This is a genomic window from Spirillospora sp. NPDC049024 (assembly GCF_040649235.1).
Lineage (GTDB): Bacteria > Actinomycetota > Actinomycetes > Streptosporangiales > Streptosporangiaceae > Spirillospora.
Genome location: NZ_JBEZFD010000004.1, coordinates 252,764 through 267,543 on the forward strand (window position 1 = coordinate 252,764; position 14,780 = coordinate 267,543).

At 72.4% G+C, this 14,780-nt stretch carries 13 protein-coding genes; 11 read left to right on the forward strand and 2 right to left on the reverse strand.

Annotated elements, in window-relative coordinates; all coding sequences use genetic code 11:
- Nucleotides 1–33: 33 nt before the first annotated feature.
- The 8 genes from AB0C21_RS09305 to AB0C21_RS09340 all read left to right on the forward strand — a co-directional run bounded on the left by AB0C21_RS09305 (nt 34) and on the right by AB0C21_RS09340 (nt 9,989).
- Nucleotides 34–1,299: an ATP-grasp domain-containing protein gene (locus tag AB0C21_RS09305; protein WP_500203541.1), complete on the forward strand. Its 1,266-nt coding sequence runs from the start codon at nt 34–36 to the stop codon at nt 1,297–1,299.
- Nucleotides 1,299–2,582 (forward strand): hypothetical protein, encoded by a 1,284-nt coding sequence (locus AB0C21_RS09310; protein ID WP_500203542.1) that lies wholly within the window; start codon nt 1,299–1,301, stop codon nt 2,580–2,582. Before AB0C21_RS09305 ends, AB0C21_RS09310 begins: the two co-directional genes overlap by 1 nt.
- 143 nt (nt 2,583–2,725) lie before the next feature.
- On the forward strand, nt 2,726–3,592 hold the full coding sequence (locus AB0C21_RS09315) for a S1 family peptidase (protein WP_500203543.1): 867 nt from the start codon (nt 2,726–2,728) through the stop codon (nt 3,590–3,592).
- A 202-nt stretch (nt 3,593–3,794) separates the two neighbouring features.
- On the forward strand, nt 3,795–5,213 hold the full coding sequence (locus AB0C21_RS09320; protein WP_500203544.1) for a cytochrome ubiquinol oxidase subunit I: 1,419 nt from the start codon (nt 3,795–3,797) through the stop codon (nt 5,211–5,213).
- 9 nt (nt 5,214–5,222) lie between these two features.
- On the forward strand, nt 5,223–6,230 hold the full coding sequence (cydB, locus tag AB0C21_RS09325; RefSeq protein ID WP_500203545.1) for a cytochrome d ubiquinol oxidase subunit II: 1,008 nt from the start codon (nt 5,223–5,225) through the stop codon (nt 6,228–6,230).
- The gene (cydD, locus tag AB0C21_RS09330) at nt 6,227–7,882 is read left to right on the forward strand and encodes a thiol reductant ABC exporter subunit CydD (protein ID WP_500203546.1); all 1,656 of its coding nucleotides are present in this window, start codon (nt 6,227–6,229) and stop codon (nt 7,880–7,882) included. The genes cydB and cydD overlap by 4 nt, the downstream gene beginning before the upstream one ends.
- Nucleotides 7,883–7,973: 91 nt before the next feature.
- Entirely contained in the window at nt 7,974–9,716 is a 1,743-nt protein-coding gene (gene cydC / locus AB0C21_RS09335) for a thiol reductant ABC exporter subunit CydC (RefSeq protein WP_500203547.1), read from the forward strand.
- A gap of 114 nt (nt 9,717–9,830) precedes the next feature.
- Nucleotides 9,831–9,989 (forward strand): hypothetical protein, encoded by a 159-nt coding sequence (locus AB0C21_RS09340; RefSeq protein WP_500203548.1) that lies wholly within the window; start codon nt 9,831–9,833, stop codon nt 9,987–9,989.
- A gap of 161 nt (nt 9,990–10,150) precedes the next feature.
- Here the strand turns inward: AB0C21_RS09340 and AB0C21_RS09345 are convergent, their stop codons facing one another.
- On the reverse strand, nt 10,151–11,497 hold the full coding sequence (locus AB0C21_RS09345) for an amidase (RefSeq protein ID WP_500203549.1): 1,347 nt from the start codon (nt 11,495–11,497) through the stop codon (nt 10,151–10,153).
- A 160-nt stretch (nt 11,498–11,657) separates the two neighbouring features.
- Here AB0C21_RS09345 and AB0C21_RS09350 point away from each other — a divergent pair, with 160 nt between their 5' ends.
- The 3 genes from AB0C21_RS09350 (at nt 11,658) to AB0C21_RS09360 (ending at nt 14,134) form a co-directional block, all read left to right on the forward strand.
- Nucleotides 11,658–12,698 (forward strand): LacI family DNA-binding transcriptional regulator, encoded by a 1,041-nt coding sequence (locus AB0C21_RS09350; RefSeq protein WP_500203550.1) that lies wholly within the window; start codon nt 11,658–11,660, stop codon nt 12,696–12,698.
- Between the two features lie 92 nt (nt 12,699–12,790).
- Entirely contained in the window at nt 12,791–13,288 is a 498-nt protein-coding gene (locus AB0C21_RS09355; RefSeq protein WP_500203551.1) for a hypothetical protein, read from the forward strand.
- A 48-nt stretch (nt 13,289–13,336) separates the two neighbouring features.
- Nucleotides 13,337–14,134, forward strand: coding sequence for a hypothetical protein (locus tag AB0C21_RS09360; RefSeq protein ID WP_500203552.1), 798 nt, complete (start codon nt 13,337–13,339; stop codon nt 14,132–14,134).
- Here AB0C21_RS09360 and AB0C21_RS09365 read toward each other — a convergent pair.
- On the reverse strand, nt 14,115–14,729 hold the full coding sequence (locus AB0C21_RS09365) for a TetR/AcrR family transcriptional regulator (protein ID WP_149262738.1): 615 nt from the start codon (nt 14,727–14,729) through the stop codon (nt 14,115–14,117). The genes AB0C21_RS09360 and AB0C21_RS09365 overlap by 20 nt on opposite strands.
- Between the last annotated feature and the right edge of the window lie 51 nt (nt 14,730–14,780).

Here is a 14,780-nt window from a genome sequence, read left to right on the forward strand (position 1 = left end):
CGAACGGAACGACCGAAACAGAAGGTGACCACCATGGACAAGCCAGTCGTCGCAATCGTGCGGCCCTTCACCTCCGCGGCGATGGTCGCTCCCGCGCTCCGGGAGGCGGGCTTCAGCCCGGTGGCCGTGATGGACTACACGGGACCCGCGCTCGCGCCGCTGCACTCCTCGCACGACCCGGGCAACTACGACGCGGTCATCAACCACCACGGCGACATGGCGGAGACGATCGCCCGGCTCGGCGCGCTGAAGCCGATCGCCGTCATCCCCGGCGTCGAGGCGGCGCTGCGGCTCGCGCAGGAGTGCTCGGACGCCCTCGCGCCGGAGTTCTCCAACGTCCCGGAGCTGGTCGACGCCCGGCGGCACAAGTACCTCATGCACCAGGCCCTGGCCGAGGCGGGGCTGCCCGTCCCCCGGCAGATCTCCACGACCGACCCCGAGGAGGTCGCCGCCTGGATCGAGCGGGAGGGCCTCGCCGGAAAGGACCTCGTCGTCAAGCCGCCGACGAGCGCCGGAACCGTCGGGGTCAGCCGAGCGCCCGGCGGGCAGGGGTGGCGCGAGCAGTTCACGGCCATGCTCGGCACCCGCGACAAGCTCGACGTGCTGGCCGAGGAGGTCCTCGTCCAGGAGATGATGACCGGCACCGAGTACGCCATCGACACCGTCAGCCACGACGGCCGGCACTCGATCACCGACATCATCCGGTACCGGCGGGTCCCGTTCGGCGAGGGCATCGCGGTGTACGACTTCGTCGAGTGGCTCCCCTACGACACCGACGCCTACGGCGAGCTGATCGACTACGGGCTCGCCGCGCTGGACGCGGTGGGCCTGCGCAACTGGGCGGCGCACACCGAGATCATGATGACCCCGGACGGGCCGCGCCTGCTGGAGGTCAACGCGCGGCTGGCCGGCGCGGGCAACCCCGCGGTGACCGAGATCGCCACCGGGGAGAGCCAGGTCACGAGGATCGTGGACGTGTGCCGCGGCCTCGGCCCGCAGATGCCGCCCGGCTACACGCTGCGCCGCAACGTCATGGCCGTGTTCCTCATGTCGCACTCCACCGGGATCGTGCGCAACGCCGAGATTTACGACCAGGCGCGCGACCTGCCCAGCTACCACTCGCCGGTGCACCTGGTGAGCACCGGCGACCGCGTCGACGCCAGCACGGACCTGTTCGCGAGCATGACGATGGGCTACATCATCCTCGCCCACGAGGACGCCGAGCAGATCTACGCCGACCGCGAGGTCATCCGCAAGATCGAGAAGGACCTGGTCGTGGACGTGGAGGAGACCGCCTGATGGTCACCGCGAAGTACATGGCGGCCGCCGCCGAGGGGCCCCTGCGCGACGTCATGTCGGAGGTCGAGTTCCCGCCCGTGTTCGGCCAGGCGTGGGGCAAGTACCTGGGGACGCGGCCGCTGCTGTCGTCGGAGGCGCGGACGCGCCAGGCCGCGGACGACCTGGCCGGGCTGTTCCGGCTGATGGCGTCCCTGCCGGACCGGTTGTTCGACGGCGACCGCAGGAAGTTCTGCGCCGCGATCGGCGCGGACGCGCGCCGCACCGACCTCATGACCCGGTTCGATGCGGAGCCCGTCCTGTGGGGACGGGCCGATCTCTACGACGACGGCTCGCAGTTCCGGCTGCTGGAGTTCAACATCGGCAGCGAACTCGGCGGCGTCGACATGAGCGAGGTCAACCGCACCCTGCTCGGCCACAAGGAGTTCGCCGCGTTCGCCGACGAGCACGGCCTGTCGAGCGTCGACACTCCGGCGGCCATCGCGCGGTATTTCGTCCAGGCCACGCAGAAGGAGGCGCCCGTCGTCGCCACGCTCGAGGCCGTCGACGGGATGGCGGCGTATGAGGGGCTGCACCGTTCCTTCCAGGAGTCGATGAAGCGGTGCGGCATCGAGCTGCTCATCGGCGAAGTGCACCAGGTGCAAGAGAGGGACGGCCGGCTGTACCTGCACGACCGCCCGATCGACCTCGTCCTGCGGTACTTCTCCGCCCACCAGATGGCGAGGGACCCGCGCAACGACGAGCCCGTCGAGACCATCATGCGCGCCTACGAGGAGGGCAGGGTCGTCCTGTGGACTCCCCTGACGGCGTCCATGTTCAGCTACAAGAGCTGCCTGCCCCTGGTCTCCGATCCGGCCATGCGTGCGGACCTGACGCCGGACGAGAACGCCCTGATCGACCGGATCCTGCCGTGGACGCGCACCCTCACCCCTGACCTCGCCGACCAGGTCCGCGCCGAGCGGCGGGAGCTGATCCTCAAGCCGGTCGCGGGCCTTTCGGGACGGGGCGTCCGCGCGGGCTGGGACCAGACCGACCGCGAGTGGGCCGAGACGGTCGCCGACTGCCTGAAGGAGGACTACATCGTCCAGCGCCGCGTGGTCCCCGTGAGCGAGCCGATGCTCAACGCGGAGACCGGCGCGGTCGAGGACTGGATCGCCGTCTGGGGCCTCTTCGTCTTTCCGGACGGCTACGGCGGCGCGTTCTGCCGGACCGTCCCCTCCGGCGGGGCGTCCGTCGTCAACCTCGGCACCAAGGGCGCGAGGATGACCTCGGCGTTCCACTACTGATCCCCGGGGGAGCGCCGCGGGTCCGGCTTTGCAATGCGTGCCAGATTCGCGGCGCTCTCCTTTTTGTCCATTTTCGCTATTTCTGGGCGGCGGAGGCCTGGTTAGCATCACGCTGCCACCCTCACCGGAGAGGACCCCCCGCCATGCACAGACGCACTCTCGGCGTGCTCGCCGCCGCGGCCGCCTGCGCCGCGGCGCTGACCGCCGGCGCCCCCACCGCCTCCGCCGCCGTCCCGACCGCCGCCCCCGCCCCCTCCGCCCAGGTCAAGGCCGTCGACTTCACCGGGATCGTCGCCCTCAGCAACTGCTCCGGCTCGCTGGTCCGCACCCCGGCCGCCGCCGACAGCGACCCGGCGCTCGTGCTCACCAACGGCCACTGCTACGAGGGCGGCATGCCGAGCGCCGGCCAGGTGATCACTAACCGCCCGTCCAGCCGCACGTTCAAGCTGCTCAACTCCAGCGGGTCGGGCACGCTCGGCACCTTGCGCGCCACGACGGTGCTGTACTCCACGATGACCGACACCGACGTGACCCTGTACAAGCTCAACCGGAGCTACGCGAGCATCCAGCAGTCCTACCGGACGCCGGCGCTCCAGCTCTCGCTCGACCACCCCACCGCGGGCGCCGACGTGCGCGTGGTCTCCGGCTACTGGCGCAAGATCTACTCCTGCGCCATCGACGGGTTCGCCTACCGCGTCCGCGAAGGGGAGTGGACGTGGAAGGACTCGATCCGCTACACCCCGGAGTGCGACGTCATCGGCGGCACGTCGGGCTCCCCGCTCGTCGACGCCTCCACCGGCAAGGTCGTCGGGGCGAACAACACCATCAACGAGGACGGCGAGCGCTGCACGCTGAACAACCCGTGCGAGGTCGACGAGTCCGGCAACATCACGGTGCACCCGCACATCGGCTACGCCCAGGAGACCTACATCCTGGCCGCGTGCATCGCCCCCGGCAGCGTCCTCGACTTCAACCGCCCGGGCTGCCTCGTCCCGCGCCCCACTAGCTGACCCACCGCCGCGCTCACGCGGCCCCGCATACCGAACGCACACCAGCCCTGGACGGGGCGGCGCACCCCTCGCGCCGCCCCGTCCGGCCATGTCAGGGGCGAGTGACCCAACTAACGACCGCTCGTAGTACTACAGCTCGTAGTATTTCTGACAGGATGTAGTACTACAGCCTGTAGTACTTGAGCGGGAGAGGCCTGCGCCCATGGACACCGTCGACATAGCCCGGTGGCAGTTCGGGATCACCACCGTGTACCACTTCCTCTTCGTCCCGCTCACGATCGGGCTGTCCGCACTGGTCGCGGTGCTCCAGACGGCCTGGCTGCGGACGGGGAAGACGGCGTACCTGCGCGCCACCAAGTTCTGGGGCAAGCTCTTCCTGATCAACTTCGCGATGGGGATCGTCACCGGCATCGTGCAGGAGTTCCAGTTCGGCATGAACTGGAGTGACTACTCCCGCTTCGTCGGCGACATCTTCGGGGCGCCGCTCGCCATCGAGGGCCTGCTCGCCTTCTTCGTCGAGTCGACCTTCCTCGGCCTGTGGATCTTCGGCTGGGACCGGCTGCCGAAGCGGCTGCACCTCGCCTGCATCTGGATCGTGCACGTCGGGACGCTGCTGTCGGCCTACTTCATCCTCGCCGCGAACTCCTGGATGCAGCACCCCGTCGGCTACCGGATCGACCACGAGTCCGGACGCGCCGTCCTCACCGACTTCTGGGCCGTCCTGACCAACTCGACCCAGCTCGTCGCGTTCCCCCACACGATGACGGCGGCGTTCGCCACCGGCGGCATGTTCATGGCCGGCGTCAGCGCCTGGCACCTGGCCCGCCGCAGGAACGTCGAGGTGTTCCGGCCGTCGCTGAAGCTCGCCCTCGCCGTCACCGCGATCGCGTCCATCGGCGTCGCGATCACCGGCGACCTGCAGGGCAAGGTCATGACCGAGCAGCAGCCGATGAAGATGGCCGCGGCGGAGGCCCTCTACGAGACCGAGCAGCCCGCGTCCTTCTCGATCTTCACCGTGGGGACGCTGAACGGCGACGAGGAGGTCTTCGGGATCAAGGTGCCGCGGGTGCTGTCCTTCCTCGCCACCGGCACCCTCGACGGCGAGGTCAAGGGCATCAACGACGTCCAGGCCGCCGAGGAGGCACGCTACGGCGCCGGCGACTACCGGCCGATGATCCCGGTCATCTACTGGAACTTCCGCGTCATGGTCGGCGCCGGGATGGTCATGGCGCTGGTCTCGCTGGCCGGGCTGTGGCTGCTGCGGCGCGGCCGGCTCCCCTCCAACCCCTGGGTGTACCGGATCGGCATCCTGTCGCTGACCCTGCCCTTCATCGGCAGCTCCGCCGGATGGATCTTCACCGAGATGGGGCGGCAGCCCTGGTCGGTGTTCGGGGTGCTGAAGACGGCGTCCAGCGTCTCCCCCGGCGTCACGGCCACGTCGATGCTCATCTCGGTCGTGTCGCTGACCGTGCTCTACGGCGTCCTCCTGGTCATCGAGACCGGGCTGATGCTCAAGTACGCCAAGGCCGGGCCGCCGTCCGAGGACGAGGTGCTGCCGCCGCCGTCCGACGGCCCCGGATCCGACTCCGACTCCGAGCGCTCGCTCGCGTTCGCCTACTGAGGCCCCGTCATGGAACTCACCACCGCCTGGTTCATCATCATCGCCTTCCTGTGGACGAGCTACTTCTTCCTGGAGGGGTTCGACTTCGGCGTCGGGATGCTGCTGCCCGTGCTCGGCCGCGACGACGTCGAGCGCCGCGTCGTCATCAACACCATCGGCCCCGTGTGGGACGGCAACGAGGTGTGGTTCATCGTCGCCGGCGCCGCCACCTTCGCCGCGTTCCCCGAGTGGTACGCCACCCTGTTCAGCGGCTTCTACCTGCCGCTTCTCGCGATCCTGCTCGCGCTGATCGTCCGCGGCGTCGCGTTCGAGTACCGCGGCAAGCGCGACGACGCCCGCTGGCGGGCCCGCTGGGACAAGGCGATCTTCTGGGGCAGCCTCGTGCCCGCGTTCGTGTGGGGCGTCGCGTTCGCCAACATGGTGCGGGGCGTGCCGCTGGCCGCCGACCACGAGTACGCCGGATCGCTCGCCGATCTCCTCAGCCCGTACGCGCTGCTCGGCGGGCTCACCACCGTGACGCTGTTCCTGCTGCACGGCGCGGTGTTCCTCGCGCTCAAGACGTCCGGGGGCGTCCGGGCGCGGGCCCGCCGGATCGCGGAGTTCGCCGTGGTCGCCGCGGTCGTCACCGGGGGCGGGTTCCTGCTGATCACCCAGCTCCAGTACGGCAAGCCCGTCACCTGGCTCACCGCCGCGGGCGCCGCCGCCGGCCTGCTCGCCGCCGCGGCGGCCAACCGGCGCGGCCGCGAGGGCTGGGCGTTCATCGGGACCGGCGCCGCCATCGTGCTCGCCGTCGCGACCCTGTTCCTGGCGCTGTTCCCGGACGTCCTGCCGTCCACGCTCGGCACCGGCGGCCTGACCACCGCGAACGCCGCGTCCTCCGGCTACACGCTGAAGATCATGACGTGGGTGGCCGTGGTGTTCACCCCGATCGTGATGATCTACCAGGGCTGGACGTACTGGGTCTTCCGCAAGCGGATCGGCACGTCCCACATCCCCGTGAAGCAGCCGGTCGCATGAAACCCCTCGACCCGCGGCTGCTGCGCCACGCCCGCACGACGCGCCCCTTCCTGGCGGCGTCCGTGCTGCTCGGCACGGCCACCGCCGGGCTGATCATCGCGCAGGCGACGCTCCTCGCCGACATGCTCACCCGGGCCTTCCTGGGCGGCGCCTCGCTCGACGACCTGCGCACCCCGCTGCTGCTGCTCCTCGCCGTCGTCCTCGGGCGGACGCTCGTCGCGTGGCTCCAGGAGGTCGCCGCGCACCGCTCGTCCGCCGCGGTGAAGTCGCAGCTGCGCGGCCGGCTGCTCGACCGCGCCCTGGCCCTCGGGCCGCGCTGGCTGTCCGGCGAGCGCAGCGGCGAGCTCGCCACCCTCGCCACCCGCGGGATCGACGCGCTGGACGACTACTTCTCCCGCTACCTGCCGCAGCTCGTCCTCGCGGTGATCGTCCCGGTGGCGGTCGGCGCGCGGATCCTGCTGGGCGACTGGCTGTCCGCGGTGACGATCGCGGCGACGCTGCCGCTCATCCCCGTCTTCGCGATCCTGGTCGGGCTCACCACCCAGCGCAGGATGGACCGGCAGTGGCGGACGCTCTCCCTGCTCGCCGCCCACTTCCTGGACGTCGTCGCCGGGCTGCCCACGCTGAAGATCTTCGGCCGGGCCCGCGCGCAGGCGGACCGGATCCGCGAGATCACCGACCGGCACCGGCGCGCGACGATGTCCACCCTGCGGATCGCGTTCCTGTCCGCCCTCGTCCTCGAACTGCTGTCCACCCTGTCGGTCGCGCTGGTCGCCGTGTCGATCGGGCTCCGGCTGGTGGAGGGCGGCCTCGGGCTGGAGACCGCGCTGCTCGTCCTGATCCTCGCGCCGGAGGCCTACCTCCCCCTCCGCCAGGTCGGCGCGCAGTACCACGCGAGCGTCGAGGGCCTCACCGCCGCCGCGCGGATCTTCGAGGTCCTCGAGACTCCGCTGCCGCCCGCCGGGACGCGGCGGGACGTCCCCGACCCGAACCGCGCGACGCTCCGCCTGGACGGTGTGACGGTGACGTACCCCGGCCGCGACGTTCCCGCCCTCGACGACTTCTCGCTCACCGTCCACCCGGGCGAGACGGTCGCGCTCGTCGGTCCGAGCGGTGCGGGCAAGTCGACCGTGCTCTCGGTGCTGCTCGGCTTCGTCCGGCCGGACTCGGGCCGGGTCCTGGTCGACTGGGACGACCTCGCCGACCTCTCGCCCGACGCCTGGCGGGAGCGGATCGCCTGGGTGCCGCAGCGCCCGCACCTGTTCGCCGGCTCCGTCGCCGCGAACATCCGCCTCGGCCGCCCGGACGCCTCCGACGCCGAGGTCCGTGAAGCCGCCCGCGCCGCCAACGCCCTCGCGTTCGTCGAGGCCTTGCCATCGGGCTTCGACACGCCCCTGGGCGACCGCGGCGCGGGCCTGTCCGCGGGCCAGCGGCAGCGCATCGCCCTGGCCCGCGCGTTCCTCCGCGACGCCCCGCTCCTCCTGCTGGACGAGCCGACCTCCAACCTGGACGCCGAAAGCGAGGCCGCCGTCCTCGACGCCGTCCGCCGCCTGACCGCGTCCCGCACGGTGATCCTCGTGGCCCACCGCCCGGCGCTGGCCGCGATGGCCGACCGCACGGTCCCGCTCACCCCGGCCCTGGTGACGACATGAGCGCGAATGATTCACGTGAAACCTGCGGGCTCCCTGCGACGGAGGGCTCGGCCCGCGGCGACGGCTTCGCGGACGAGGCGGGGGTGAGGGCATGATCTTCCGGCTTCTCCGGTTCGCCCGGCCGGCGCGGGGGCGGCTCGCCCTGGCGGTGCTGTTCGGAGTGCTGGCGCTCGGCAGCGGGGTCGGGCTCATGGCGACGTCGGCGTGGCTGATCTCGCGCGCGGCGCAGCACCCGCCGGTGCTCATGCTGATGGTCGCGATCGTGGCGGTCCGCGCGTTCGGACTCGGCCGGGGCGTGTTCCGGTACGTCGAGCGCCTCGCCGGGCACGACGCTACGTTCCGGATCCTCGCCGACCTGCGGGCCCGCGTGTACGAGCGGCTGGAGCGGCTCGCACCCTCCGGCCTGCCCGCCTTCCGCGGCGGCGACCTGCTGAACCGGCTCGTCGCCGACGTCGACGCCGTCCAGGACCTCTTCCTGCGGGTGCTGCTGCCCTGCACCGTGGCGGCGGTCGTCGGCGGGGCCTCCGTCGGACTCGCCTGGCTTCTGCTTCCCTCGGCGGGCGTCGTCCTCCTGCTGGCCTTGCTGCTCGCCGGGCTCGCCGCCCCCTGGCTGTCGTCCGTCCTCTCCCGCCGCGCCGAACGCCGCACGACCGACCTGCGCGGCGAACTCACCTCGCACGTCGTCGACACGTTGCAGGGCGCACCGGAGCTCATCGCCTACGGCGCCGCGCCTGAGCAGCTCGCCAAGGCCGCACAGCTCGATCGCGACTTCACGCGCGCCACGGCCCGTTCCGCCACGACCGCGGGGGCGGGCGCCGCCATCTCCGCCCTTGCCGGTGGTCTGGCCGTGTGGGGCAGTCTCGCCGTCGGCGTACCGGCCGTCCGCTCGGGAGCACTCGACGGCGTCCTGCTCGCGGTCGTCGTCCTCCTCCCGCTGGCCGCGTTCGAGGTCGTCGCCGGGCTTCCCATGGCCGCGCAGTACCTGGAGCGGGTCCGCCGCTCGGCCGCGCGCATCTTCGCCGTCCTGGACACCCCGCCCCCGGTGCGGGAGCCGGACGCCCCGGCCCCGCTGCCTGCGGCGCCCTACACCCTCGCGGTCGAGGACCTCCGAGCCCGGTGGACGCCCGACGCGCCCTACGCCCTCGACGGCGTCTCCCTGGACCTGGCGCCCGGCCGCCGTTGCGCGATCGTCGGCCCTAGCGGATCGGGCAAGACCACCCTGACCTCCGTCCTGCTCCGCTTCCTGGAACCTTCCGGCGGCCGGACGTCCCTCAACGGCGTGGACCTGCGCGCGCTCTCCGGCGACGACGTCCGGCGGGTCATCGGCCTCTGCGCCCAGGACGCGCACCTGTTCGACTCGACCATCGGCGAGAACATCCGCCTGGCCCGCCCGGGCGCCACCGACGAGGAGATCCGCGACGCGCTGCGCCGCGCCCGGCTCCTCGACTGGGTCGAGTCCCTCCCGGACGGCCTCGAAACCCGCGTCGGCGAGCACGGCGCCCAGGTCTCCGGCGGCCAGCGCCAGCGCATCTCCCTGGCCCGCGCGCTCCTCGCCGACTTCCCGATCCTGCTCCTCGACGAGCCCGCCGAGCACCTCGACATCGCGACCGCCGACGAGCTGACCGCCGACCTCCTCACCGCCACCGAGGGCCGGACGACGCTGCTGGTCACGCACCGGCTCGCCGGCCTGGAGGCCGTCGACGAGATCATCGTGCTGGACGGGGGCCGCGTCGCCGACCGGGGCACCCACGCCGACCTCCTGGACCGCCCCGGGCCCTACCGCGCGCTCTGGCGGCGCGAGCAGGCCACCGCACCGGCTCCCCAACTCACGTGACCCGTCCGCCGAACCGCCTGTTGCTCCTTTTCTGAGGAGTTTGGAGAACACGTCCCGGTCCGTCCGCATCACACGGAGTACAGGATCCAGTCGACGGATCGGGGGATCCCACAGATGAAGATCTTGCGCATCGCACTCCGGATCGCGATGGTGCTCCTCGCCCTGGCCACCACGATCGGCGCCCTGGACGCCGCCCGAGCCGCCGCTCCCGCCCCGCCACCAGCCGGAAGCGGCGCGAACAGCGAGCACGCGGACGTTCTCGTTGCGCATTGACCGCGTCCCGGATGTGCTTGCCGGCGGCCGGGAAGCGGAAGCGTGGGCGAGGTGACACGGCGGCGAGCACGGTGCCGACACGGTCGAGCCGGCCGGTACGCCGAAAGCGGGGCCTTTCTTGGTGCGGTGCCCCGGGCTGACGGTCGGCCTGGGCTGCTCCTTCAGGGCCGGGCAGCGGACGTCGTCTTGGCCAGGTGACGGGCGGCGGCGAGCAGCAGGCGCTCGGCCCCCGGCGGGGCGATCAGTTGGACACCGGCAGGCAGCCCGTCGATGAGGGCGGCGGGCAGGCTGACGGCGGGGAGTCCGAGCACGCTCCACGGGCTGGTGAACGCCAGCAGCGCGGCGCGGACGTCGACGGGCGTCCCGTTCAGCGCCAGGGTCCGGGCGCCGAGCGGTGGGGGGACGACCGGAACGGTGGGCATGGCGAGGAACTCGAAGCGTCCGAAGAGGTCCGTCACCGCGCCCCGGACCCGCTCACGGAGTTCGCGGGCCGCGGCGGTGTCCTCGGCGGTGAACCGCCCGGCGGCGCGCAGGCGCGCCAGGACCTCCTCGTCGTAGAGTTCCGGCGCGGCGGCCATCCGTTCCGCATGGAGCCGGTGGACCTCGCCGCCCTGGATCGCGGTGTAGGCCCAGCGCAGCCGCGCGATGTCAGGGACCGCGACGTCCCGAACGATCAGGGGTTCCACCACGGCGCGGGCAGCCGCGCTCACGCGCGGATCCACCGGGTGGACGGCGTCCGGCGCCACCCAGCCGACGCGGGCGCCGGAGATGTCCGGGGCCGGCGCGTCGCCTCCGACCAGTGCGTTCCACAGCAGCAGGCAGTCATCGGCGGTCCGCGCCATCGGGCCGACCGTGTCCAGGGAGGCCGAGACGGGGAAGACGCCTCCGGTCGGCACCGCGCCCAGGGTGGGCTTGAGCGCGACGATCCCGCAGCACGCGGCGGGGATGCGCACCGATCCGCCGGTGTCCGTGCCCACCGCGAGCGGCACGATCCCGGCGGCCACGGCCGCGGCCGACCCGCTGCTGGACCCGCCCGCGAGCCGCCCGTCCCCGTACGGGTTGCGGGTCGCCCCGTTCAGCGAACGGTCGCCGGTCGGACCGAAGGCGAACTCGTGCGTCGCGGTCTTCCCGACGATGACCGCGCCGGCCGCGCGCAGCCGGCGCACGCACTCGGCGTCGTGCTCGGGCACCCGCTCCGCGTGGTGGCGGGAACCCCTCGTGGTGCGCAGCCCGGCGGTGTCGATGACGTCCTTGAACGCCACGGGGATGCCGTGGAGGGGGCCCCGGTCCAGGCCCGCGGCCAGTTCCCGTCCGGCGCGCTCCGCCGCCGCGCGCGCCCCGGGCCCGTCGAGCGTGACGAACGCGTTGAGCGCTTCGAGCCGGGACGCCTCGGCCAGCGCCCGCTCCACCAGTTCCCCCGGGGACGTCCGCCCGTCCCGCAGGGCGTCGGCCAGTCCCGCGACCGTATGGCGGGCGAACCAGCCCGCCCCCGGCGGCAGGCCGATCACGCCGGCCTCCCCGCGTCGCCCCTTCGTGCCACGGCTCGCCTCTTTCCCCTCGACCGGGTGGATCATTTGGTGACCCAAACGATTGGGTCAAACGTTTGGGTTGTATAAAAGACACCGGACGGCGGCCCTGTCAAGGGCGCGGTGACAGGAGGGCGGACTAGTGGCCCGGAGCGACCGGCGGCGGCCCGCGACGCTGCGGACCATCGCGCAGGCGGCGGGCGTCGACGTCTCCACGGTGTCCCGGGTGCTCAACGGCTCCGCCGAGGACGCCCAGCGCGCCGCGTCCCGCGAGACCGCCGAGGAGATCCGGCGCTGGGCCGCCCGGCTGGACTACCGCCCCAACCCGCACGCCACCAGCCTGCGCACCCGGCGCAGCAACCTCGTCGGCGTCCTCGTCCCCCGGCTGTCGGACCTGGTGCTCGCCACGGTCTACGAGGGCATCGAGGACGCCGCCGCGCGGCACGGCCTCACCACCTTCGTCATGAACAGCCACGACCGGCCGGAGCAGCAGCGGGCGCGCACCGAACTGGCGCTGTCCCGCCACGTCGACGGCCTGGTCTTCGGTGACGCGCACACCGACGCCGCCTTCCTCGACGAGTTCGCCGAGCGGCGCGTCCCGTTCGTCCTGGTCAGCCGGCACGCCGGGCGGCACCCGTCCGTCACCTGCGACGACCTTCTCGGCGGCCGCCTGGTCGCCGACCACTTCCTCGCCCTGGGCCACCGGCGCGTGGGCGTCATCGCGGGCGAGCCCTTCGCCAGCACCGGCGCCGACCGCACCGCCGGCTTCGTGGACCGCTACCGGGAGGCGGGCTTCCCCGTGCCGGACTCCCACGTCGTCCAGTGCGGGTTCGACGCGGCCGGCGGGCGCGACGCCGCCGAACGCCTCCTGCGCCACGACCCGCCGCCCACGGCCGTCTTCGCGGTCAACGACTTCGCGGCCATCGGCGCGCTCGGCGCCCTGCGCGACCACGGCCTGCGTCCCGGCCAGGACGTCGCGGTCGCCGGCTACAACGACACGCCCCTCGCGGCGGAACTGCCCATCCCGCTCACGAGCGTCGTCTCGCCCATGCGGGAGATGGGCGCGCGGGCTCTCGACCTGCTCGCCGAGCTGCTCGCGGGGCGGACGGCCCCGTCCGAGCGCCTGCGTCCCCGCCTCGCCATCCGCGCCTCCACCGCGCCGAGGACGCTCGAGGAGTCCTGACGGCGGGCCATATGAAAAGCATGAAAGACGCCTAGTCGGACATATGGGACACCCCTAGTCTCCGGGGTCCGGACGCGACTCCTGGAGGGCCCGTGCCAGAACGCCCCGCCGCATCGCCGATCGACCGGAGGAAGTTCATCGGCGTGACCGCGGGGGCCGCCGCGGCGACGACCATGCCGGTCCCCGCGGCCCGCGCCGACGCCGCGCGGCCGGGCCACCGCCCGCGCCGCCGGCTCCGGTTCGGCGTGAACTACGTGCCGAGCAAGAACTGGTGGTTCTCCTGGGCGGACTGGGACCGCGCCTCGATCGCCGCCGACCTCGACGACATCGCGTCCCTCGGCATGGACCACATCCGCATCATGCTGATCTGGTCGGAGCTCCAGCCCAACGCCTCCTACGTGCGCGGCGAGCAGCTCGACCGGCTCGAAGAACTCCTCGACCTCGCCGACCGCCGCCGCCTGGACGTGCAGGTGACCGTCCTCAACGGCGCCGTCAGCGGCGTCCTGTTCGTCCCGCCGCACCTCATCGGCAACGGGGACGGCGCGATCCGCAACGTCCTCACCGACCCGGTGGCGATCGAGCGCGAGTAGCGGCTCCTCACCCGGATCGCCGAACGCGTCGGACGGCACCGCCGCTTCATGGGCTTCGACCTGTCCAACGAGATCCACTGGTTCGCCAAGCCCCTGGGAATGGCGGCGACCCGGGCCCAGGGCGACGCCTGGCACACCGCCCTCTTCGAGACCTGCGAGAAGGTCGCTCCCGGCAAGGTCCACGTCTCGGGCATCGACCACTGGCCGTGGCAGAACGACGAGTACTGGACGCGCCACGGCCTCGCGACCTCCGGCACGATGACCGCGAACCACACCTGGGCCGGCTGGACGCAGGTGATCCAGCGCTACGGTTCCCTCTCCACCTCGTCCACGCACTACTCCGAGTTCTTCATCGAGCTCATCAAGGCCTTCCACACCGACCTGAAGCGCCAGGTCTGGATCGAGGAGACGGGCGTCTCCACCGTCTGGATGGACGCCGCCGACATCCCCGCATGGACCGAGCGGTCGATCCGCGCCATGGCCGACTGCGCCGGCCTCTTCGGCATCACCTGGTGGGACTCCCACGACCTGAACCCGGCACTCAGCGGATACGTCGACCTCGAATACGACCTCGGCCTGTTCACCAACGACCGCGAACTCAAACCGATCGGCAGGACGATCCGGAAGCTCATCGCCGAGTACGACGCCCGCCCTCCCGCGCCGTCGCCGCGCGCCACAGCCCTCGTGCTGCCCGACGACGAGATCCCGCTGGCCGACCTCACCCGGCTCTTCGACCCGTTCATGAAACTCGTCGACCGGGGAGAGCGTCCGGCCATCGTCCTGCAGAGCCGTGCCGAGGACCCCGCCTACCTGGCGGCCCGCGGCATCAAGAACCTGATCCGCTGACGGCGCCGCGCCCCCGGACCAGCGGCAGGAAGACCTCCTCCACGATCTCGACGAGCACGCCGTCCGGCACGGCCGGGACGCCCCGGGCCATGTACTCGTTGCGCAGCAGCGCCACGGGCGTGGACGCGACCCGCGGATGCAGCGCCTCGGGCGCGGCCTCGCCCCGCGCCACCGCCCGCCCGAGCACGGTCAGCCACGCCGCCTCGTAAGCGCCGCCACCGCCGCCCTCCCGCAGCTCGGCGAGCATTTCCGGCGCGCCCCCGGCCGCCGCGATCAGTCCGCGCAGGATCTCCCCGTACGGCGACGACCAGGTGCTGTTGGCGCGGCGCAGCAGGTCGAGCGCGTCGTCGCGGAGCGAACCGGTGTCCGGCACCGTGGTCTCCGCGTCGGCCAGCCGGCGGTACGCGGCGACCCCGAGCGCGACACGGTTCGGCCAGCGCCGGTAGATCGCGTTCTTGTTCGTGCCGGCGCGCCGGGCCACCTCGTCCATGGTCAGGCCGGCCGCGCCGGACTCCCGCAGCACCTCGGCCGCCGCCTCCAGGATCGCCTCCTCCAGCGCCGCCCCGCGCCGCCGCGACCCTCCGCTCCCGGCCATGCCTCCCCTTCAGCTCCTTGGGTACGAAGCGTACGCCAAGAAAGCCGGATG

Bases quoted from the DNA above. Each gene is read 5' to 3' on its own strand.
- AB0C21_RS09320 (WP_500203544.1), top strand. From the start codon at position 3,795: ATGGACACCGTCGACATAGCCCGGTGGCAGTTCGGGATCACCACCGTG.
- AB0C21_RS09360 (WP_500203552.1), top strand. From the start codon at position 13,337: ATGGGCTTCGACCTGTCCAACGAGATCCACTGGTTCGCCAAGCCCCTG.
- AB0C21_RS09340 (WP_500203548.1), top strand. From the start codon at position 9,831: ATGAAGATCTTGCGCATCGCACTCCGGATCGCGATGGTGCTCCTCGCC.
- cydD (WP_500203546.1), top strand. From the start codon at position 6,227: ATGAAACCCCTCGACCCGCGGCTGCTGCGCCACGCCCGCACGACGCGC.
- AB0C21_RS09305 (WP_500203541.1), top strand. From the start codon at position 34: ATGGACAAGCCAGTCGTCGCAATCGTGCGGCCCTTCACCTCCGCGGCG.
- AB0C21_RS09310 (WP_500203542.1), top strand. From the start codon at position 1,299: ATGGTCACCGCGAAGTACATGGCGGCCGCCGCCGAGGGGCCCCTGCGC.
- AB0C21_RS09365 (WP_149262738.1), bottom strand. From the start codon at position 14,729: ATGGCCGGGAGCGGAGGGTCGCGGCGGCGCGGGGCGGCGCTGGAGGAG.
- AB0C21_RS09315 (WP_500203543.1), top strand. From the start codon at position 2,726: ATGCACAGACGCACTCTCGGCGTGCTCGCCGCCGCGGCCGCCTGCGCC.
- cydC (WP_500203547.1), top strand. From the start codon at position 7,974: ATGATCTTCCGGCTTCTCCGGTTCGCCCGGCCGGCGCGGGGGCGGCTC.
- cydB (WP_500203545.1), top strand. From the start codon at position 5,223: ATGGAACTCACCACCGCCTGGTTCATCATCATCGCCTTCCTGTGGACG.